The sequence below is a fragment of the Massilia aurea genome, assembly GCF_024753205.1.
Lineage (GTDB): Bacteria > Pseudomonadota > Gammaproteobacteria > Burkholderiales > Burkholderiaceae_D > Telluria > Telluria aurea.
In genome coordinates this window covers 768672-788563 of record NZ_JANUGZ010000001.1, presented here as the reverse complement: position 1 = coordinate 788563, position 19892 = coordinate 768672, and the positions used below count along the sequence as shown (strand labels likewise).

18 protein-coding genes are annotated in these 19892 nt (G+C 64.3%); 6 read left to right on the top strand and 12 right to left on the bottom strand.

The genetic code is table 11. The annotated features are described in order from the left end of the window. Nucleotides 1-141: 141 nt before the first annotated feature. Together NX775_RS03245 and sugE are read right to left on the bottom strand one after the other, a co-directional pair. The gene (locus tag NX775_RS03245) at nucleotides 142-351 is read right to left on the bottom strand and encodes a cold-shock protein (protein ID WP_258834693.1); all 210 of its coding nucleotides are present in this window, start codon (nucleotides 349-351) and stop codon (nucleotides 142-144) included. A 214-nt stretch (nucleotides 352-565) separates the two neighbouring features. Then, nucleotides 566-886 carry a quaternary ammonium compound efflux SMR transporter SugE gene (gene sugE, locus NX775_RS03240; RefSeq protein WP_258834692.1) on the bottom strand — a complete coding sequence of 107 codons (321 nt, stop codon included), beginning with the start codon at nucleotides 884-886 and terminating at the stop codon, nucleotides 566-568. Nucleotides 887-967: 81 nt separating this feature from the next. Between sugE and NX775_RS03235 the strand changes: the two genes are divergently transcribed. After that, nucleotides 968-1861, top strand: a complete 894-nt coding sequence (locus NX775_RS03235; RefSeq protein ID WP_258834691.1) for a LysR family transcriptional regulator — start codon at nucleotides 968-970, stop codon at nucleotides 1859-1861. 141 nt (nucleotides 1862-2002) lie between these two features. Beyond that, the gene (locus NX775_RS03230) at nucleotides 2003-4204 is read left to right on the top strand and encodes an NADP-dependent malic enzyme (RefSeq protein ID WP_258834690.1); all 2202 of its coding nucleotides are present in this window, start codon (nucleotides 2003-2005) and stop codon (nucleotides 4202-4204) included. 90 nt (nucleotides 4205-4294) lie between these two features. Here NX775_RS03230 and NX775_RS03225 read toward each other — a convergent pair whose 3' ends face one another. Next, complete coding sequence (locus tag NX775_RS03225) at nucleotides 4295-5188, bottom strand: LysR family transcriptional regulator (RefSeq protein WP_258834689.1); 894 nt, start codon at nucleotides 5186-5188, stop codon at nucleotides 4295-4297. A 96-nt stretch (nucleotides 5189-5284) separates the two neighbouring features. Between NX775_RS03225 and NX775_RS03220 the strand changes: the two genes are divergently transcribed. Then, nucleotides 5285-6451: a mandelate racemase/muconate lactonizing enzyme family protein gene (locus NX775_RS03220; protein WP_258834688.1), complete on the top strand. Its 1167-nt coding sequence runs from the start codon at nucleotides 5285-5287 to the stop codon at nucleotides 6449-6451. On the opposite strand, the gene NX775_RS03215 is transcribed toward NX775_RS03220, so the two are convergent. Further along, nucleotides 6452-6934, bottom strand: a complete 483-nt coding sequence (locus NX775_RS03215) for an RDD family protein (RefSeq protein ID WP_258834687.1) — start codon at nucleotides 6932-6934, stop codon at nucleotides 6452-6454. Between the two features lie 63 nt (nucleotides 6935-6997). Then, on the bottom strand, nucleotides 6998-8080 hold the full coding sequence (locus NX775_RS03210; RefSeq protein ID WP_258834686.1) for a tartrate dehydrogenase: 1083 nt from the start codon (nucleotides 8078-8080) through the stop codon (nucleotides 6998-7000). 94 nt (nucleotides 8081-8174) lie between these two features. Between NX775_RS03210 and NX775_RS03205 the strand changes: the two genes are divergently transcribed. The 3 genes from NX775_RS03205 to NX775_RS03195 all read left to right on the top strand — a co-directional run bounded on the left by NX775_RS03205 (nucleotide 8175) and on the right by NX775_RS03195 (nucleotide 10097). Further along, nucleotides 8175-9092 (top strand): LysR substrate-binding domain-containing protein, encoded by a 918-nt coding sequence (locus tag NX775_RS03205; RefSeq protein ID WP_258834685.1) that lies wholly within the window; start codon nucleotides 8175-8177, stop codon nucleotides 9090-9092. Beyond that, on the top strand, nucleotides 9079-9228 hold the full coding sequence (locus tag NX775_RS03200) for a hypothetical protein (RefSeq protein WP_258834684.1): 150 nt from the start codon (nucleotides 9079-9081) through the stop codon (nucleotides 9226-9228). The genes NX775_RS03205 and NX775_RS03200 overlap by 14 nt, the downstream gene beginning before the upstream one ends. Before the next feature lie 215 nt (nucleotides 9229-9443). Continuing rightward, nucleotides 9444-10097, top strand: a complete 654-nt coding sequence (locus NX775_RS03195) for a YitT family protein (RefSeq protein ID WP_258834683.1) — start codon at nucleotides 9444-9446, stop codon at nucleotides 10095-10097. A gap of 448 nt (nucleotides 10098-10545) precedes the next feature. Here the strand turns inward: NX775_RS03195 and tssA are convergent, their stop codons facing one another. The 7 genes from tssA to NX775_RS03160 all read right to left on the bottom strand — a co-directional run bounded on the left by tssA (nucleotide 10546) and on the right by NX775_RS03160 (nucleotide 19802). After that, nucleotides 10546-11655 (bottom strand): type VI secretion system protein TssA, encoded by a 1110-nt coding sequence (tssA, locus tag NX775_RS03190; protein WP_258834682.1) that lies wholly within the window; start codon nucleotides 11653-11655, stop codon nucleotides 10546-10548. Nucleotides 11656-11810: 155 nt separating this feature from the next. After that, the gene (locus tag NX775_RS03185) at nucleotides 11811-13196 is read right to left on the bottom strand and encodes a sensor histidine kinase (RefSeq protein ID WP_258834681.1); all 1386 of its coding nucleotides are present in this window, start codon (nucleotides 13194-13196) and stop codon (nucleotides 11811-11813) included. After that, nucleotides 13193-13873, bottom strand: coding sequence for a response regulator transcription factor (locus NX775_RS03180; protein ID WP_258834680.1), 681 nt, complete (start codon nucleotides 13871-13873; stop codon nucleotides 13193-13195). Before NX775_RS03180 ends, NX775_RS03185 begins: the two co-directional genes overlap by 4 nt. A 7-nt stretch (nucleotides 13874-13880) precedes the next feature. Beyond that, nucleotides 13881-17054, bottom strand: coding sequence for an efflux RND transporter permease subunit (locus tag NX775_RS03175; RefSeq protein ID WP_258834679.1), 3174 nt, complete (start codon nucleotides 17052-17054; stop codon nucleotides 13881-13883). A 6-nt stretch (nucleotides 17055-17060) separates the two neighbouring features. After that, nucleotides 17061-18272: an efflux RND transporter periplasmic adaptor subunit gene (locus NX775_RS03170; RefSeq protein ID WP_307732049.1), complete on the bottom strand. Its 1212-nt coding sequence runs from the start codon at nucleotides 18270-18272 to the stop codon at nucleotides 17061-17063. Nucleotides 18273-18399: 127 nt separating this feature from the next. Next, nucleotides 18400-19245, bottom strand: coding sequence for a type II CAAX endopeptidase family protein (locus NX775_RS03165; RefSeq protein ID WP_258834678.1), 846 nt, complete (start codon nucleotides 19243-19245; stop codon nucleotides 18400-18402). Next, on the bottom strand, nucleotides 19242-19802 hold the full coding sequence (locus tag NX775_RS03160) for a MarR family winged helix-turn-helix transcriptional regulator (protein WP_258834677.1): 561 nt from the start codon (nucleotides 19800-19802) through the stop codon (nucleotides 19242-19244). Before NX775_RS03160 ends, NX775_RS03165 begins: the two co-directional genes overlap by 4 nt. Nucleotides 19803-19892: the final 90 nt, after the last annotated feature.

The following is a 19892-nucleotide window of genomic DNA, read 5'->3' as shown; positions in this document are numbered from 1 at the left end:
ACGGGTTTACCGTCCACGCGTTCAACGAACCCCGAACGCCCAGACAGCAAAAAGCCCGCCGATTGGCGGGCTTTTCAATGTGCGCTGCGGCTGCGCCCACGCTATCTGCGTGGTGCGCGCTGCGGCGTCACGAGGGCAGCATCAGATTGCGCAGATGTTGCCGGCTTTTTCGCCTTTAGGGCCGGTCGAGCGCTCGAACGACACGCGCTGATTTTCGGCCAGGCTCTTGAAGCCTTCCGATTGGATGTCCTGGAAGTGCGCGAACAGATCGTCGCCGCCGCCATCAGGCGTGATGAAGCCGAAGCCTTTTGCGTCGTTGAACCATTTTACGGTGCCGGTTTGGGTAGTCATGTTGAATTCCTTTGCAGTGACATGGGCAAAATCGCCCAATACGCACGTTCAACCAAGAGAAGATAAAAGCGGGGGAATCAAACTGGACTGCCGGAAGAGGCGAGGCGGGAGAGAAAAGCCAACAATAACAACGACTTGATGTGGTGCATCGTTGAAGATACACGGCTTTTCCAGAATGTCCTAACGATTTGTCGATTCATTTCCCGAATCGACCTCAGTGTGCAGAAACGAGCTTGAGTCCGACGATGCCTGCCGCGATCATGCCGATGCACGCCAGCCGCGCCGGTGACGCCGATTCCCCAAGCACGATGATGCCCACCAGGGCCGTGCCGACGGCGCCAATCCCCGTCCAGATCGCGTAGGCGGTGCCGATTGGCAGCGTCTTGAGCACGTGGGCCAGCAGGCCGAAGCTGACGATCATGGCGGCGACCGTGCCGACCGTGGGCCACAGGCGCGTGAAGCCTTCCGTGTATTTCAGGCCAACGGCCCAGACAATTTCAAACAGTCCTGCAAGGACCAGCAGTATCCAGACCATATTGCCTCCGATTGAATAAGGCCCGATACTATGTCGAATCCGGTGATGAAAGAAGTCAGCACCTATCAATGGAATTGAACGATGGCGTTTGACCTCGACAACGTAAAAGCCTTCCTGGCAGCGATCGACCATGGCTCGTTTTCCGCGGCCGCGCGTGCGCTCGGTCGCGTGCCGTCGGCGGTCAGCATGGCGATCGCAAATCTCGAAGCGCAGCTCGACGTGCAGCTGTTCGACCGTACCGGCCGCAATCCGGTACCGACCGCGCAGGCGCTGGCGCTGCTGCCGCAGGCGCGCCTGCTGGCCGAGGGATTGCAGCGCTTGAACGTGCATGCGCTGTCACTGAGCCAGGGCCTGGAAGCGTCGCTGACGTTGGCGCTTGTGCCCGAACTGCTGGGCACCGTGCCATGGAGCGACGCGCTGCATGCGCTGGCCCTCGAGCATCCGCTGTTGCAGGTCGAGGTCCTGACTGCGCCGCAGGCCGATGCGCTGGCGATGGTGCGCAGCGGGCGCGCCGACCTGGCGCTGGTGTTCGAACGTTACGGCGCGGCGCCGTATCAGGCATTCCAGGAAGTGGCCGAGGAGCGCCTGGTCGCGGTCGCGGCGCGCGCCCATCCGATGTTCAAGGGGGCCGAAGAGGCGCAGGTGCGCGATACCGATCTGCTGCTGCAGCGCCAGATCGTCGTGGCGGGGCGCGACACCGGCCAGGTCGACCAGCGCATCGCGATGTCATCGCTGCAGTGGAAGACCGACAGCCCAATCGCCGCGCTGGCGCTGGTCAAGGCGGGCCTGGGCTGGGCGTGGCTGCCAGCGAGCCAGGTGCGCGATGCGGTGCAGGGCGGCGACCTGGTTGAGATCCCCACCGCCAATCTGACCAACGTGCTGCGCTTCTTCGTCGACATCGTGTGGACCGAAGAACGGCCGCTGGGCATGGCGGCGACGCGCTTCATCGAACTGCTAAACGTGCAGAAAATGTGAACGATCGTGCGGGAACCGGTCGCGCACGCGATGGTGTCGGTTCGGCTAGAATGTTTGCCCAACAATGGGAGGATCGTTGCGCGCACGCCTTGTGGCGGCCCCGCCTCCCACGCCGCATCACCCAATAAGCATAGGAAGAACATGAGCACCGACAGTACGCTGAACGAAGCACAGAACACCCAACTGCGGATCGACGCGCTGGAATACCACCGCAGCCCGACCCGCGGCAAGATCGAAGTCATCGCCACCAAACCGCTGTCGAACCAGCGCGACCTGTCGCTCGCCTATTCGCCGGGCGTGGCGTACGCCTGCGAAGAAATCGCCGCCGACCCGGCCACCGCGTTCGACTACACCTCGCGCGGCAACCTGGTGGCCGTGATCACCAATGGCACCGCGGTGCTTGGCCTGGGCAATATCGGTCCGCTGGCCGCCAAGCCAGTCATGGAAGGCAAGGGCTGCCTGTTCAAGAAATTTGCCGGTGTCGACGTGTTCGACCTGGAGCTGGACGAACTCGATCCGGACAAGCTGATCGACGCGATCGCAATGCTCGAGCCGACCGTCGGCGGCATCAACCTGGAAGACATCAAAGCGCCGGAATGCTTCTACATCGAGAAGAAGCTGCGCGAGCGCATGAACATCCCGGTCTTCCACGACGACCAGCACGGCACCGCGATCATCTCGACCGCTGCACTGCTCAATGCGATGAAAGTCGTCGGCAAGGACATCGGCCAGATCAAGCTGGTCGCTTCCGGCGCCGGCGCGGCGGCGATTGCCTGCCTGGACATGATGGTGCTGCTGGGCGTGAAGCAAGAGAACATCTACGTCGTCGACTCGCGCGGCGTGATCTGGCAGGGCCGCGACGCCAATATGGAAGAGAACAAGGCGCGCTATGCGCAGGCGACCGATGCGCGCGTGCTGGCCGATGTGGTCAAGGGCGCCGACGTGTTCCTGGGCTGCTCGACCGCCGGCGTGCTGACAGGCGAGATGGTCAAGACGATGGCCGACAAGCCGGTCATCCTGGCGCTGGCCAATCCCGAGCCTGAGATTCGTCCTGAAGTGGCCAAGGCCGCGCGCCCGGACGTCATCATCGCCACGGGCCGTTCGGACTACCCGAACCAGGTCAACAACGTGCTGTGCTTCCCGTACATCTTCCGCGGCGCGCTCGATTGCGGCGCCACGCGCATCACCGACGAAATGAAGCTCGCCTGCGTGACGGCGATCGCCGAACTGGCCGAAGCCGAAGCGAGCGATGTCGTCGCGCTGGCCTACGAAGGCCAGGACCTGACTTTCGGCCCCGAGTACATCATTCCGAAGCCATTCGATCCACGCCTGCTCGGCGCGATCGCACCGCGCGTGGCGGAAGCCGCTGCCGCATCGGGCGTGGCAACGCGCCCGATCACCGACATGGACGCCTACCGCGACAAGCTGGGCCAGATGATCTATCACACCGGGTTCTTCATGAAGCCGGTGTTCGACAAGGCGCGCGCCGATGTGCGCAAGGTGGCGTACGCCGAAGCGGCCGAGCCACGCGTGCTGCGCGCGGTGCAGGCCGTGGTCGACGAGGGCATCGCCCATCCGGTGCTGATCGGCGACACGTCGGTCCTGCAGCGCGCCATCAAGGATGCGGGCCTGCGCCTGCGTGAAGGCGCCGATTACACCGTCATTGCGGCCGAAGCCGATACGACGCTGCAGGGCACGCGCCTGCTGGCGGCGGGCACGGTCGACGCGCTGATCTGCGGCATGACCGGCTGCTACGACGACCATCTGGAGCATGTGCGCAGCGAGATCGGCGTGGCGCCGGGCGCCGAAGTGCTGGCCGCGATGAATGCGCTGGTGCTCGACAAGTTCACGCTGTTCATCACCGACACGTATGTCAACGAGCAGCCAAGCGCCCAGGAGCTGGCCGCCATCACGCGCCTGGCAGCCGAGACGCTGCAGCACTTCGGCCTTGAGCCGAAGGCCGCGCTGCTGTCGCACTCGTCGCAAGGTTCGTCCGAGCGCCCGTCCGCCAAGCGCATGCGCGAAGCACGCGCGCTGCTGGCCGAGCAGTCGCCCGAGCTGGCCGTGGTCGGCGAGATCCACGGCGACGCTGCGCTGTCGGAAGAAATCCGTGACCTGTACAAGATCGACGCGGGCTACTCGGGCAGCGCGAACCTGCTGGTGATGCCGTCGCTGGACGCGGCCAACATCCTGTTCAATGTGCTGAAGGTCGCAGCGGGCAAGGGCGTGACCGTGGGCCCGATCCTGCTGGGCGCGGCCAAGCCGGTGCATATCCTGAGCCCGAGCGCCACCGTGCGCCGCATCGTCAATATGACGGCGCTGGCAGCGGCAGCCGTGAAGTAAGGGCGATCGCCGGGGCTGGGCCCTGGCCCTGGTGTATTGCCAGTAAAACGGCCCCGATCGGGGCCGTTTTTGCGTCCGCTCAGCGAGACGTCAGGCGCCGAAGTGCGCCACCAGAAAATCGATGAAGGCGCGTGCCCGCGCCGATTGCCAGCGCTTGTTCGGATAGACGACGAACAGGTCGGCCTCGGGCTGCGCGTACCCGGGCAGCACGATGCGCAGTCGGCCGCTGTCGACGTACTTCGCCAGATCCCACTCCGAGCGCACCAGGATGCCGTGGCCATCGAGCGCCCAGCCCAGCACGATGTCGCCATCGTTGCTCGATAGCGCACCCTGGACCTTGACCGACACAGCGCGGCCTTCATGTTCCAGGCGCCAGACCCCGTGCGCCTCGTCGTTCTGCCGGTGCACGATGCAGCGGTGGCTGGCCAGATCGGCCAGACTGGCCGGCATGCCATGCCGTTCGAGGTAGCGGGGCGACGCGCACAGGAGGCGCCGGTTCGACATCATGCGGCGCGCGACCAGGCGCTGGTCGGGCAGCTCGCCGAAGCGGATCGCCAGGTCGATGCCTTCCGCGACGAGGTCCATCGGCCGGTCGGTGACGTCGAGCTGCACCTCCACCTGCGGATAGCGCTGCGCGAAGGTCGACACCAGCGGCGCGATCGTCGTGCGCCCGAAGCCGAGCGATGCATTCACGCGCAGCAGGCCGCGCGGCACGGCGCGCGTGCTCGATACCGCTTCTTCCATCTCGTGCAGGTCAGCCAGGATGCGCGTCGCGTAGTGCAGATAGGTTTCGCCCTCGGGCGTGAGGCTGCTGGTACGCGTGGTGCGGTTCACGAGCCGCACGCCGAGACGCTCCTCGAGCTGCGCCAGGCGCTTGGTGGCAGCCGGCGGCGTGAGGTCGAGCGCGCGCGCAGCGGCGCTCAGGCTGCCATGGCGGGCCAGCAGCACAAAGAATTCGAGATGCGAGGCGAGGTCATTTTTCACTTTGGGTGAAGAATCCTGTGAAAGAGATTCAATCATAACCGCCTCTGCAGCGAATAATCTGGTGTCTCGTTCAACCAGCACATGAGAGACACCGCCATGAGAATCGTCGACATCCGCGAGCAGACCGTTCCAATCAGCTCCCCGATCCGCAACGCCTACATTGATTTCAGCAAGATGACGCTGAGCGTGGTCGCCGTGGTGACCGACGTGATCCGCGATGGCAAACCGGTGATCGGCTACGGCTTCAACTCCAACGGCCGCTATGGCCAGGGCACGCTGATGCGCGAGCGCTTCATCCCGCGCATCCTCGAGGCAGATCCGGCGGCGCTGCAAGACGACACGGGCGCGAACCTCGACCCGCACAAGATCTGGCAGACGATGTTCACCAACGAAAAGCCGGGTGGTCACGGCGAGCGCTCGGTGGCCATCGGCACCATCGACATGGCCGTGTGGGATGCAACGGCCAAGATCGCGGGCGTGCCGCTGTTCCAGATGCTGGCCGACCGCTATGGCAATGGCCAGCCGGAGCGCCGCGTGTTCGTGTATGCGGCCGGTGGCTACTATTATCCGGGGCAGGACCACGGCAAGCTGAAAGACGAGATGCGCAGCTATCTCGATCGCGGCTACACGGTGGTCAAGAAGAAGATCGGCGGCGACTCGCTCGACGAAGACCTGCGCCGCATCGACTCGATCCTGAGTGTGCTGGGCGACGGGCAGAAGCTGGCGGTCGATGCCAACGGCCGCTTCGATCTGGACACGGCGATCCGTTACGCCAAGGCGCTGTCGCAGTACGACCTGTTCTGGTACGAGGAAGCGGGCGACCCGCTCGACTACGAACTGCAGGCGACGCTGCGCAACTACTACGCCAATCCGATGGCCACGGGCGAGAACCTGTTTTCGATGCAGGATGCGCGCAACCTGATCCGCCATGGCGGCATGCGCGCTGACCGCGACTGGCTGCAATTCGACTGCGCGCTCAGTTATGGCCTGGTGGAGTATCTGCGCACGCTGGACATGCTCAAGGAACACGGCTGGTCGGCCAATCGCTGCATCCCGCACGGCGGGCACCAGATGTCACTGAATATCGCCGCCGGCCTGGGGCTGGGCGGGAACGAATCGTATCCCGACTTGTTCCAGCCCTACGGCGGCTTCCCGGATGGCGTCAAGGTCGAGAATGGGCACATCACGATGCCCGATCTGCCGGGGATCGGCTTCGAAGGCAAGGCCGATCTGATTGCGCAGATGCGCAGGCTGACCGATTGATCAGGCGCGGTCGGTGGCGTCGAATTTGACGGGTTGCGTCGCGCCGCCCTTGCGCCGCACGACCACGGTGCCGGCCATCTTGTCGTGCCAGCCCTGCTTGCGCGCGTCGAAGCCGACCCAGAGAATGCCCAGTAACAGCGGGATCATCGAGACGTAGTAGCCCAGGTAGCGGATGATGAACTGGCGCGTGCTTGGCTTGCCGCCGGTACGCGCATCGACAATGATGGCGCCAACGGCCATCTTGCCCGGCGTGGCCGAGAGCTTGATCCATAGCGCGAGCACGAAGGCAGCCGGCAGGAGCCAGTTGATGACAAAATCCGCCGGACCGATGACCATCGCAGTGCTGTCCCAATACGCGGCGCCGTAGATCGCGTAGAGCAGTGGCAGCGCGACGATCATCACCAGGATGCTGTCGATGAGCGCCGCGCCGGTGCGCGCCCAGAAGCCAACGTATTCCAGTTCGGTCGATTCGTGCGGCTGCATGGTGGCTCCGGTTGATTGTGCTGTAAGGACCCCCACAATAGCACTGGCCAACCGGGGCGTGGCTTAAGTCTCGAGGTAGCGCGTGACGGCCTGACCCACGTCAGTGGTGTTGGCCGTGCCACCCATGTCGGGCGTGCGCGGGCCCTCGACCAGGCAGCGCTCGATCGCGCCCAGCATGGTGTCATGCGCGGCCGTGTAGTTGGCGTCGCCCTGGCCCAGGAACTCGAGCATCATCGCGCCCGACCAGATCATCGCGATCGGGTTGGCGATGTTCTTGCCGTAGATGTCGGGGGCCGAACCGTGCACCGGCTCGAACAGCGACGGGAAGGTGCGGTCCGGGTTCAGGTTGGCCGACGGCGCGATGCCGATCGTGCCGGTGCAGGCCGGGCCGAGGTCCGACAGGATGTCGCCGAACAGGTTCGACGCCACGACGACGTCGAAGCGCTCGGGCGAGATCACGAAGCGCGCGCACAGGATGTCGATGTGGTACTTGTCCCATTTGACATCGGCGTACTGTTCGCCCATGGCGGCCACGCGCTCGTCCCAGTACGGCATCGAGATGGAGATGCCGTTCGATTTGGTGGCGGCGGTCAGGTGCTTTTTGGGGCGGCTCTGGGCCAGATCGAACGCATACTTGAGGATGCGGTCGGTGCCGTGGCGCGTGAAGACCGATTCCTGCAGCACGAATTCGCGGTCGGTCCCTTCGAACATCTTGCCGCCGACCGACGAGTATTCGCCCTCGGTGTTTTCGCGCACGACGTAGAAGTCGATGTCGCCTGGCTTCTTGTTGGCGAGCGGGCAGGGCACGCCGGGCATCAGGCGCACGGGCCGCAGGTTGACGTACTGGTCGAACTCGCGCCGGAACTTGAGCAGGGAGCCCCACAGCGAGATATGGTCGGGGACAATGTCGGGCATGCCGACGGCGCCAAAGAAAATGGCCTCGAAGCCGGAGAGCTGCGCGCGCCAGTCGTCCGGCATCATCTTGCCGTGCTTGACGTAGTAGTCGCAGTCGGCCCATTCGAAGGTGGTGAATTCGAGGTGGATGCCGAAGCGTTTGGCGGTGGCGTCCAGCGCGCGCAGGCCTTCTGGCATGACTTCCTTGCCGATGCCGTCGCCGGCGATCACGGCAATCTTGTGGGTTTTCATAGGTGTCTCCTGTGAGCTGATCTGAATGCTTCAAGAATAATGCAAAACGCTGTGTTTATAATGCTACTTCTTGTGGTGCAAAGGAACGCGTAGCGTGAATAATCTGTTGGAGAATGCTGATTTGCGGGTGTTCGTGACCGTGGCGCGTCAGGGATCGTTTGCGGGCGCGGCGCAGGCGCTCGGCATGTCGGCCGCGTATGTCAGCAAACGGATCGGGGTGCTCGAGGCTGCGCTGGGCGTGCGGCTGTTCCAGCGCACGACGCGGCGCGTCGTCATCACCGAAGACGGGGCGCAGGCGTTTGAACGGGCGCAGGCGATTCTTGCCAGCCTGGATGACCTGATCGAGGAATCGGCCGAGCGGCGCCGAGCGCCCAGTGGCGAGCTGCGCGTGTGCAGTAGTTTCGGCTTCGGCCGCCAGGTCGTCGCACCGGCGATTGCCCGGCTGGCGCGCGCGTATCCGGCGCTGCAGATCCGCTTCGAGGTGTTCGACCGGCTGGTCGATCCGGTGGCTGAAGGGTTCGATCTGGACGTACGGATCGGCGACGAGATCGCGCCGCAGCTGATCGCGCGGCGCCTGATGGTCAATCACCGCATCCTGTGCGCGGCGCCCGAATATCTGGCGCAGCATGGGACGCCGCGCACGCTACAGGATCTGGCGGGCCACCAGTGCCTGGTGATCAAGGAGCGCGACCATCCATTTGGTGTGTGGCGGCTGCGCGCGAAAGGCGGTGAGGAGACGGTGAAGGTGTCGGGCGCGCTGTCGACCAATCATGGCGAAGTCGCGCTGCGCTGGGCGCTCGATGGCGCCGGGATCGTGCTGCGCTCGCGCTGGCATGCGCAGCCGCTGCTGGCGGCCGGGCAGCTGGTGCAGATCCTGCCCGAGTTTGCGCAGGAGGCCAACGTATGGGCCGTGTATCCGCAGCGGCTGAGCAATTCGGCGAAGGTGCGGGTGTGCGTTGAATTCCTCGAGCGCGAACTGGCGGCGGGTGGGGCACCGGATGCTGGCGCGTAGCGCACCGCAGCGGCGCAATGGGCGCTGTTCGTGCACCGTCAAGGTGCAGCGCACCATCCATTCGCTCATTCGCGACATGGCGCGTTCGTGCGGCTCGACACTGCGCCGCAACATGGGCGATAATGGCGGGCTGTAGCGCGCCGTAACTTGCGTGTTTGCGTCTTTTGACCAGACCTGCGCCGCTTGCAGCTTCTCTTACCCATCCGATCATCCGAGGACCATGAACTCCAGCCCGACGCTTGCCGATTCCGTGTGCGCAGCCCCGCGCCGCCACTTTCCCGCTCGCGTGGTGATAGCGCTCGCGCCGATGTGCGCATCGCGGTCCGGTCCTGCTTGCGCGATGGTGCGGGCGTGAGTCAGTCTGTCATGTATCCAGGCTCCCCCAGCAAGCCATCGCGTCCGATCATCGAGGTCAAGCCGCATTCGACGCTCGATGACGTGTACGGCATCATCGTCGGCGTGCTGTTCGTCGTCATCGGAATCGTGCTGCTGCATGCAGCTGGCCTGCTCACCGGCGGTGTCGCCGGCATCGCCTTGTTGACGTCGTACTCGACCGGCGTGCCGGTCGGTACGCTGTTCATGATGATCAACGTGCCGTTCTTCCTGTTTGGTTACTTCTTCATGGGCGCGCGTTTCACGATCAAGTCGCTGGCCGGCAGCGCGATGATCATGGGCCTGCTCAAGATCATGCCGTTCGTGCTGGTCATCGACCGGGTCCACCCGGCAGTGGCAGCATTAGGCGGCGGCACCTTCTGCGGCATGGGCATCCTGGCACTCGCGCGCCATGGCGCCGGCGTCGGCGGCACGGGCATCGTCACGCTGTGGCTGCAAAAGCAGTACAACATCAACGCCGGCCGCACCCAGATCATGATCGACAGCGTCATCCTGGCGCTGGCACTGCTGCTGGTCGCCCCCCACCTGGTCGCCTGGTCCGCCCTGAGCGCCGTCGCCATGAGCGGCATGGTCATGGCCTGGCACCGCGCCGGCCGCTACTTCGGCAGCTAACCCCCCACAATTAGGGTCAGAGTAGAATTGTTGGGTAATAGCCTTTAGCAAATGCCGTATTCGAGCTCTTAAAGATGAGCCCGTAAAAAATTGCATAAAAATTAGGGTCAGAGTCGAATTGTTTTTCAATTGATTTATAAAAATTGACAAACAATTCGACTCTGACCCTCATTGTTTTTGGCGATTGGTAGCGCTATCTGGTAGTAGGCAAATCCTCTTGTGCAATTAATGGCACAAGGGCATCGGCAGGCTCCAAAAAATCATTCTAAACAATTAGGGTCAGAGTCGAATTAATGGGCAATTACCCAAAGTTGTCAAACAATTCGACTCCGACCCTAAGCTCAGCAGTTAATCTTGCAAATTAATTGGGGTCAGAGTCGAATTAATACACAATTGATTTACTGAAGTTGGCAAACAATTCGACTCTGACCCTAATTTAAATCAGGGGTTATTGGGGTGGGGTGGGTTTTTGCGGGGTGGGGAGCATGTCGGTGCCGACCATGTCGAAGATGCTCAGTTGGCCGCCCAGGCGGATGAAGAGTTCCTGGTAGAGGGCGCCGGTGTTCATATTGCCCCATTCGACGGCGCGATTGATCAGGTAGGGCGTGGGGCTGTGTGGCTCGAGGTGGGCGAGGTAGGCGGCGGCGGCGGCGAGGCAGGCGTAGGCGTCGGCGCGGTCGCGGAAGTGGTGGGGGGCGGGGGTGTTCGTTGGGGTTGCAGTGGCTGGTGTTTCGGACGGTTCTGCCGGCGCTTCGGTTGGCACGGTCGCTGGCGCTGGCGCTGGGACTCGTGCGGCGCGTTCGTTGTGGAGTGCTGAGAGGATGGCGTGTACCTGGTCGGTCAGGGCCGTCAGGCACGGTGCGGTGGTGGTTCGCGGGGTGTTGAAGGTGCCTTGGAGCTGGGCGATTATGGCGTGCGCGTCTTCCAGTGCGGTGATGCGCTCGGTCAGGATTGCTGGTGGCATTGCTGCCAGCGTGCCGCGGGTCGTGGCGTGGCCGTCAAGCTCGTACGTGGTTTGTTCGCAGTCGGCCCACGTCGTGGCGCGGCCGTCTTCCGTTGTGAATAGCGGTGACTGGCGCAGTGTTGGGGCCAGCTTCTGGTCCAGCCAGCGGAGGATGTTCGCGCGGGCTTCGGTATCGTCGTGTTCCAGCTGCGGATGGAGGGCGGCCGGGTAACGCTCGCACAGCGTGTGCGCCAGCAGCAGGCAGGGGGCCAGCGCGCCCAGGCCATGTTCGTGGACCTGGGCCTCGCACAGCCATGCGGCCAGTTGCAGGTCCTTGCCCTGGGTGCGCAAGGCGCCGGCGGCCAGGTTGCTGACGTGCGGCCAGTCCGAGCGCTTTGGTTGCCGCTGCCAGACCCCGCGCGGCTGGATATCTTCATCGCCCTGGCGCGCTTCGATGATGGCGCGGTAGACGCTCGTTGCGCGGGCCGGCAGACCTGTCGGATTGGCGGGATCCACCGGCGCTGCCAGCACCTCCAGGGTGATGCCGAGGTGGAGCAGGAAGTGGTCGTCGGCGCGTCTTGTCAGGTCGCCGTTGGTTGGAACTGGTTCAGGCATGGGGCTCTCCCGTGAATGTGGCCCGACAGAGTGGGGCGCCAACAAAGGCCACACTGTAGCGCAAATGCAGCCAGCAGGGCAGGTGCCGGGAGCCTGAGCCGAAGCGCAAGCCGAAGCTCAAGCCGAACCCAAGCTGGAGCCCGACGCCACCGGCCTCACGGCGCCACCGCGCCGATACGCAGCGTGGCCCGCAATCCCGGATGATTGTCGTCCAGTGTCAGCGTGCCGCCATGCAGCCGCGCCACCGCCGAGACCACGCTCAGGCCGAGGCCCACGCCAGGCGTGCCACGGCTCGCATCGACCCGGTAGAAGCGCTCAATGACGCGCGTGCGTTCGTGCACAGGGATGCCGGGGCCATTGTCGGCCACGACGATCTGCACCGTGTCGGCATCGATGCGCTGTGCGGAGATCGCGATCGCGCCGCGCACCGGCGCATACTTCAGTGCATTGTCGACCATATTACCCAGCGCCTGCGCCAGCAGCACAGGGTCGCCTACCACGTGCAGGTTGTCCGGGCCGTCAAAGCCCAGAACGATGTCCTTCAGTTCGGCGACCGGCGCGTAGAACTCGGTCACCTCTGCGCCCAGCGCCGCCAGGTCGACATCGACGAAACCGGCGCGCCGGCTGCCACTGTCAATTTCGGCCAGCCGCAGCAAGGCATTGAAGATGCCCATCACGCGGTCGACGTCATCGATCGCGGCGTCGATCTCGACGAAGGTTTCGTCCGGCGCCGGCCGCGCGACCGACAACTCCTCGAGCCGCGCGCGCAGCTCGGACAGCGGCGTGCGCAGGTCGTGCGCGATCGCGTTCGAGACATCCTGCACGCCGGTCACCAGATGCTCGATCTGGTCGAGCATGCGGTTCACGGTGCGCGTCAGTTGCTGCAGCTCGTCGCCATCGCCCGGTTCGACCAGCCGGTGCGACAGCTTGCCCTCGATGATCGAGGCAGTGGTGTCGCTGATGCCCTGCATGCGGCCCAGCAGCGCGCGGCGGATCATCAGGCCACCCATCGCGGCGCTGAGCAGCACCGTGATCGCGCAGCCCAGCAAGCCATACGCGAACAGGCGTTCGAGCTTCTGGAAGCGATTCAGGTTGCTGGCTACGAGCAGCCGGTAGCCGTCTTCCAGCGTCACGCGCACCAGCTCCACGTTGCGTGGCACGTCGTCGACCAAGATCGTTACCTGGCACAGGCCATCGCGGTCGGGCACGCCCTCGGGCCACGCCTGCAGGTTACCCGCCAGCTTGGCGCCGTCGGGCGCGACGAACAGCATGATCTTGCGCACGCCGTCGTTCACGCCGTGGACCTGGCTGTCGATCGCGGCGGCCAGCGCGGGCGGGCCCTGGCGGATGAACAGGTTGCTCAGGTGCTGGGCATCGGATTTGAGCAGCTGGCTGCGCACCTCGCCGATATTGGTATGCCACGCGTACCACAGCGGGCCAGCGAACATCACCAGCACCAGCAGCGTCACGAGGCCATAACCGATGGCGATCGTGCGGGCGGAAAAACTGGGGAGCCTGAGCATCGTGTGCGTCTCGCTCAAGGCTGGTCGGTCAGCATGTAGCCGGCATTGCGCACCGTGCGCAGCAAGGCAGTGGGAAAGCCAGCGTCGATCTTTTGCCGCAGCTTGCTGATGTGGACATCGATGACATTGGTCTGCGGGTCGAAGTGATAATCCCACACGTTCTCGAGCAGCATCGTGCGCGTGACGACCTGGTTCGCATGGCGCAGCAGATAGGCCAGCAGCTTGAACTCGCGCGGCTGCAGCGCCAGCGTCTTGCCGGCGCGGGTGACGCGGTGCGCCAGCATGTCGACACTCAGGTCGCCCAGCGTCATGACGGTTTCGACGGCCTGGCTTTGCGAGCGACGCAGCAGCGCATCCAGCCGCGCAAGCAGTTCGCCGAATGCGAACGGCTTGGTCAGGTAGTCGTCGCCACCGGCGCGCAGGCCGCGGATGCGATCGTCCACGCCATCGAGGGCGCTCAGGATCAGGATCGGCACCCGGTTGCCCTGCTGGCGCAGTGTTTCGATCAGTGCCAGGCCGTCGATCCCACCGGGCAGCATGCGGTCCATGACGATCGCGTCGTATGGCTCGGTGACGGCGTAGACCATGCCGTCGCGGCCATTGTCGGCATGGTCGACCGTGTGCCCGGCTTCGCTCAGGCCTTTGGTGACGAAGCGCGCGACGCGCTCGTTGTCTTCGATGAGGAGCAGTTTCACGGCGACCTCAATGCGCTTGCGGCTGCGGTTCAGACGTTTCCGCGGCCGCCTCGCCGTCGGCCGGCGTGTCATCGATATGCGTCGGGGTCTTGGCCCGCGACGCGACGATCACATAGAACAGCGGAATCAGGAACGTGGCCAGGAACGTCGCCGTCAGCATGCCGCCGATGACGCCGATGCCCAGTGCGTTCTGGCTGCCCGAACCGGCGCCGCTCGACAAGGCCAGCGGCAGCACGCCCAGGATGAACGCCATCGACGTCATGATGATCGGGCGCAGTCGCACCTTGGCCGATTCGAGCGCCGCTTCGACAATGCCCATCCCCTGCATCTGCAGTTCGCGTGCGAATTCGACGATCAGGATCGCGTTCTTGGCCGACAGGCCGATCGTGGTCAAGAGGCCTACCTGGAAGAACACGTCGTTCTCCATGCCGAAGGCCGTCGCCGCGCTCAGGGCCCCGAGGATACCGACCGGCACCACCATGATGACCGAGATCGGAATCGCCCAGCTTTCATACAGCGCGGCCAGGCACAGGAACACGACCAGGATCGACAGCGCATACAGCAGCGGCGCCTGCGAGCCGGCCTGCGATTCCTGCAGCGAGATGCCGCTCCACTCGAAGCCGATGCCTTCCGGGAGTTCGCCCACCAGGCGCTCCATGATCGCCATCGCCTCGCCGGAGCTGAAGCCCGGCGCCGGCTGGCCAAGGATTTCGGCCGACTCGATGCCGTTGTAGCGCGCCATCGCCGGCGAACCCCAGGCCCAGCGCGCACTGGCGAAGCTCGAAAACGGCACCATCTCGCCGGCGCCGTTGCGCGCATACAGCAGCTTGATGTCGTCCGGGTTCATGCGGAACTGGGCATCGGCTTGCACGTACACGCGCTTGATGCGGTTGTCCGTGTCGAGGAAGTTGTTGATGTAGCGCGAGCCCCAGGCCGTCGAGAAGGTCTGGTCGACTTCGGTCAGGTTCACGCCCAGCGCGGCGGCCTTTTCGCGGTCGATGTCGATCTTGTAGGTGGCGTTGTCGGCCTGGCCCGTGAAACGCACGCGCTGCAGGTTCGGTTCCTTGCGCGCCAGCTCGAGCAGCTGGTCGCGCGCCTTGGCCAGCGCGTCGTGCCCCAGACCACCGCGATCCTGCAGCTGCAGCGAGAAGCCGTTGGCCGAGCCCAGGCCGCGGATCGATGGCGGTTCGACCGTGTTGATGGTCGCGCCCTGGTAATTGGCGTAGCGCGCTGCGATGCGGTTGGCCAGCGCCGACACACCCAGCGCCTCGTCCTTGCGCTCGTCCCACGTCTTCAGGCGCACGAACAGGCGGCCCTGGTTCTGGCCGCGCTGCGGCTGGCTCGCGCCATTGGTCATGAAGGTGGCTTCCACCACTGCCGATTCTTCTTTCAGCAGGTACTGGCTGATTTCTTCCAGCACGCGGCCCGTCGTTTCCTGCGTGCTGCCGGCCGGTGTCTGCACCTGGACGAACATATAGCCCTGGTCTTCCTTCGGCAGGAAGCCGCCTGGCAGGCGCATGAAGAGGGCGATCACGGCGCCGACCAGCACCAGGTACACCACCATCCACAGCGCGCGCCGGCCCAGGATGCGGGTCACGCCGCCCAGGTAGCGGTCGCGGGTTGCATCGAATGAGCGGTTGAACCAGCCGAAGAAACCCTTCTTTTCATGGTGTTCCGGGTCGACCGGCTTGAGCATCGTGGCGCACAGCGCCGGTGTGAGCGTGAGCGCGATGAACGCCGACAGCAGCATCGAGGCCACGACCGTCAGCGAGAATTCGCGGTAGATCGCGCCCACCGTGCCGCTCGAGAAGGCCACCGGCACGAACACGGCCGACAGCACGAGGGCCACGCCGATCAGCGCGCTGGTGATCTGGCTCATGGCCTTGATCGTCGCTTCTTTCGGCGCCAAGCCGTCTTCGTGCATCACGCGCTCGACGTTCTCCACCACCACGATCGCATCGTCGACCAAGAGGCCAATGGACAGCACGAGGCCGAACATCGACAGCGTATTGATGGTAAAGCCCAGCGCGGACATGATGCCGAAGGTCCCCAGCAACACCACCGGCACCGTGATCGACGGGATCAGGGTGGCGCGGAAGTTTTGCAGGAACAGGTACATCACCAGGAACACCAGCACGATGCCCTCAATCAGCGTGTGGGTCACGCCCTTGATCGACGTTTCGATGAAGGGCGTGACGTCGTTCGGATACACGGTGCGCAGGCCGGGCGGGAAGAATTCGCCCAGCTCCTTCAGGCGTGCGCGCACGGCTTCTGCGGTATCGAGCGCATTGGCGTTCGGGGCGAGCTGGATGCCCAGGCCCGACGCCGACTTGCCGTTGTAGCGCACGTCGACGTTGTAGTTTTCAGGCCCCAGCGCCACGCGTGCGACGTCGCCGATGCGCACCGACGAGCCGTCCGGCTGGACCTTGACCAGGATGCGCTTGAATTCCTCGGGCGTGCGCAGCATGGTCGCCTGGTTGATGGTGGCGCTCAGGGTCTGGCCCTGGACCGCCGGTGTGCCACCCAGCTGGCCGCCCGAGATCTGCACGTTCTGCGCGCGGATCGCGTCCGTCACGTCGAGCGGCGTCAGTGCAAAACTCGTCAGCTTGACCGGGTCGAGCCAGATGCGCATCGCGTACTGGGTGCCGAACAGGTTCATGCTGCCCACACCCGGCATGCGCGAGAGCGGGTCCTGGATATTCGAGGCCACGTAGTTGGCGATGTCGAACTTCGTCATGCTGTCGTCGTCCGAAACGAACGCCGCCACCATCAGGAAGTCGGACGTCGACTTGGTCACGCGCAGGCCCGATTGCTGGACCTCGCTCGGCAGGCGCGGGACCGCCGCCTGCAGCTTGTTCTGCACCTGGACCTGGGCGATGTCGGGATCGGTGCCGGCGGCGAACGTCAGCGACGTCGTCGACTGGCCCGTGTCGTCGCTGGTCGACTGCATGTACAGCAGGTTGTCGATCGCCGTCATCTGCTGCTCGATCACCTGGATCACGGTGTTCTGCATGGTCTCGGCCGATGCGCCGGGGAAGGTCGCCTGGATCTGCACCGAAGGTGGCGAGACCGGCGGATACTGCTCGATCGGCATCTTGAGCAGCGCGATGCCGCCGATCAGCATGATGAGCAGCGAAATGACGATCGCGAAGATCGGACGGTTGATGAAGTACTTTGGCATCTTGGTTTATTCCTGGCGCGCGGCGGTGGCTGCGGCAGGCGCCGTGGCCGCTGGTGCCGCTGGTGCCGCTGCTGGCGCTGCTGGTGCGGTGGCGACCTTGACCACGGTGCCGGGCCGCAGCTTCTGCACGCCGCTGACGATCACGCGTTCGCCGGCCTTCAAGCCGTCGTCGACGAGCCAGAACCCATCGACCAGCGTGCCGGTGCGCACGGTGCGCAGCGCCACCTTGTTGTCCTGGCCAACGATCATCACGGTGGCTGTGCCTTGCGGCGTGCGCGTCACGGCGGTCGCGGGCACGCGCATGACCCCCTGACGCACACCCTGGCTGACGCTCGCGCGCACGAACATGCCTGGCAACAGCAGCTTGTCGGGGTTCGGGAAGCGCGCGCGCAGCGTGACCGAGCCGGTGGCCTGGTCGACCGTCACGCCGGAAAACGCGAGCGTGCCGCTGCGGCTGTAAGTACTGCCGTCTTCCAGTTGCAGGCTGACCTTGGCCGCATCGGTGCCTTCCATGCGCACGCGGCCAGCGGCGATCTCGCGCCGCAGCGCCAGGCCTTCGCTGCTCGATTGCTGCAGGTCGACGTACATCGGATCGATCTGCTGGATAGTCGTCATCAAGGTGGCGGCGCTGCCTTGCACATACGCGCCCTGGGTCACGGCCGACGCACTGCTGCGGCCCGCGATCGGTGCGGTCACGGTGGTGTAGCCAAGGTTGATGCGGGCCACCTCAAGGGCAGCCTTGGCGGCGGCGACATCGGCCGCCGCTTCGAGTTGCGCTGCTTCGGTGGTTTCGAATTCCTGCTTGCTGACCGCATTTTCCTTCACCAGTACGCGGTTGCGATTCAGTTGCGACACATTGCTGGCCAGCGTCGCCTGCGCCCGTTGCAGCTCGGCTTCGGCGCTCTTGACGGCGGCGCGGTACGGCGCCGGATCGATCAGGTACAGCGCCTCGCCCTTGCGCACGTCGGCGCCTTCGGTAAAGCGGCGCTCCTGCACGATACCGTCGACCCGCGCCCGGACCTCGGCCAGCAGGAACGGCGCTGTGCGGCCGGGCAGGGCGATGTTCAGCGCGACGTTCGTGGTTGCCATGGTCAGTATGGCGACTTCGGGCACCGCAGGCGGGGCAGGCTTGGGGTCTTTGCCGCAGGCGGAGAGCAGCGCGGCGGCCGTTATGGCGGTCGCCAGCGCCGGGCGGCGCGGAAGGGTCATCGAGGGCATGGGTGTCGGATCCGTTTGCAAGGTGGAGAGCGTATTGTTCCCTACCTTCGACTATGCCCGGCGCAGGCTTAAACGGGGGTGGCTAATTCGTTAAATATCGTTAATGTTGGCGCTGTCAGCCTCAGCCTCAGCGCCAGTGACCGCGTCGGTATGCGATCGCGAGCAGCGCGATGGCAGCCATGGACCAGGTGATACCGGTGACGATGGAACCTTCAATGCCGTAATCCCCGCCGGACAGCCATGCTGGACCGCTTGTGGAGACCTGAAGCCAGCCGCGAGCGGGGTGGCCGGAGACAGAGACTGCGAACACGGCATCACACAAGAAATTCCATGCGAAATGCAGGCCGATCGGCAGCCACAGACGGCCAGAGAGCAGATAGGCGCCGGAGAGGGCAAGCGATGCCGCCGCCGTCATCGCCGCGCCCAGCACGCTGAAACCTTCGTTCGGCATGTGGGCGACCACAAAAATCACGGTCGACACCCCCAACGCAATTTTCGTGCCCCAGAATTTCTGCAGCATGCCAAAGACAATGGCGCGGAACACAATCTCTTCGAAGATGGCCACCATGACTTGTTCAGGAAAAGGCTTCAGCAGCACGCCTGGCGCTACTGCACCAGTGATGCTGAAGGCGCCACTGGCCAGCAACACCGAATACGTCGCCAGGACGAGCAGTACGCCGATGCCGAGTCCGCGCCATAGTTCACGTCCCGCACCAGCCAGAGCCAGCTCAGTGACCGGGCGGCGTTCCAGACGCATGACAAACCAGCGATAGCCAGCTACCGCGACTGCAGCCGACAGCAGCATGGGCCAGCCGAGGCGCAGCGGTTTCGGCACGATTTCGGTAAGGCCCAGCGTGACAAACATCGGCACGATTGTCGCCAGGATGCCCACGATCGCCAGGATCAAAGGATATCGCAGGATGCGGGTGCGCAGCGGAAGTGCGGACGGTACGGCATATTGCTGGGTACTCATGACGGCTCCTCGTGGTTGGTTCGCTCGCGCGCGGCATGGATCCGTGCGCCGAACGGTCGTGCTTCCAGTGCAGCAATTGCTTGCGCCAATACTTCCGACAGCGGGTATGCCAGATCTGCATCCAGCGTCGCAGCGGCCGCAGTCGTCGCCGCCCAGCAGTGCTGCAGTTGCGGCAGCAGCGCGCGCCCTCGCTCCGACAACCCGATCAGCTTTTGCCGTCCATCTTCGGATGACATGCGGATAACAAGCTCTTCCTTCAGCATCAACGCAAGGGTCTGCGTTGCCGCCGGCTGCGTGATGCCAGCACTTGCGGCAATGTCGCCAATAGTGCGCGGCTCACGTACCGCCAGTGCTCGCATGACGGGGGTATAGCGCGGGCGGTAATTCAGGCCGGCCTCCGTATAGGAAGCAGCTACTGCGCCGTCGAGCAGCTCGATAAGATGGCGCAACTTGGTGCCGAGTCCTTGTTTCATCTTTTGATAATACACGCATTTGCATAAGCGCTTATATAATTTCTCGAGCTGCTTTTTGGCGAGGCAAAATCCAACGCTGTTCATGAAATTGACTGACGCTTGTAAGAAACCTGATGTATTGATTCAGTTAACGACTGCTATTGGCGCAGGCAGTGTAAAAACGCAGGAACCAGT

Excerpts from the sequence above, each read along its gene's own strand:
- NX775_RS03245 (WP_258834693.1), bottom strand. The coding sequence starts at position 351 with ATGACTACCCAAACCGGCACCGTAAAATGGTTCAACGACGCAAAAGGC.
- sugE (WP_258834692.1), bottom strand. The coding sequence starts at position 886 with ATGGTCTGGATACTGCTGGTCCTTGCAGGACTGTTTGAAATTGTCTGG.
- NX775_RS03235 (WP_258834691.1), top strand. The coding sequence starts at position 968 with ATGGCGTTTGACCTCGACAACGTAAAAGCCTTCCTGGCAGCGATCGAC.
- NX775_RS03230 (WP_258834690.1), top strand. The coding sequence starts at position 2,003 with ATGAGCACCGACAGTACGCTGAACGAAGCACAGAACACCCAACTGCGG.
- NX775_RS03220 (WP_258834688.1), top strand. The coding sequence starts at position 5,285 with ATGAGAATCGTCGACATCCGCGAGCAGACCGTTCCAATCAGCTCCCCG.
- NX775_RS03215 (WP_258834687.1), bottom strand. The coding sequence starts at position 6,934 with ATGCAGCCGCACGAATCGACCGAACTGGAATACGTTGGCTTCTGGGCG.
- NX775_RS03210 (WP_258834686.1), bottom strand. The coding sequence starts at position 8,080 with ATGAAAACCCACAAGATTGCCGTGATCGCCGGCGACGGCATCGGCAAG.
- NX775_RS03200 (WP_258834684.1), top strand. The coding sequence starts at position 9,079 with ATGCTGGCGCGTAGCGCACCGCAGCGGCGCAATGGGCGCTGTTCGTGC.
- tssA (WP_258834682.1), bottom strand. The coding sequence starts at position 11,655 with ATGCCTGAACCAGTTCCAACCAACGGCGACCTGACAAGACGCGCCGAC.
- NX775_RS03175 (WP_258834679.1), bottom strand. The coding sequence starts at position 17,054 with ATGCCAAAGTACTTCATCAACCGTCCGATCTTCGCGATCGTCATTTCG.
- NX775_RS03170 (WP_307732049.1), bottom strand. The coding sequence starts at position 18,272 with ATGCCCTCGATGACCCTTCCGCGCCGCCCGGCGCTGGCGACCGCCATA.
- NX775_RS03165 (WP_258834678.1), bottom strand. The coding sequence starts at position 19,245 with ATGAGTACCCAGCAATATGCCGTACCGTCCGCACTTCCGCTGCGCACC.
- NX775_RS03160 (WP_258834677.1), bottom strand. The coding sequence starts at position 19,802 with ATGAACAGCGTTGGATTTTGCCTCGCCAAAAAGCAGCTCGAGAAATTA.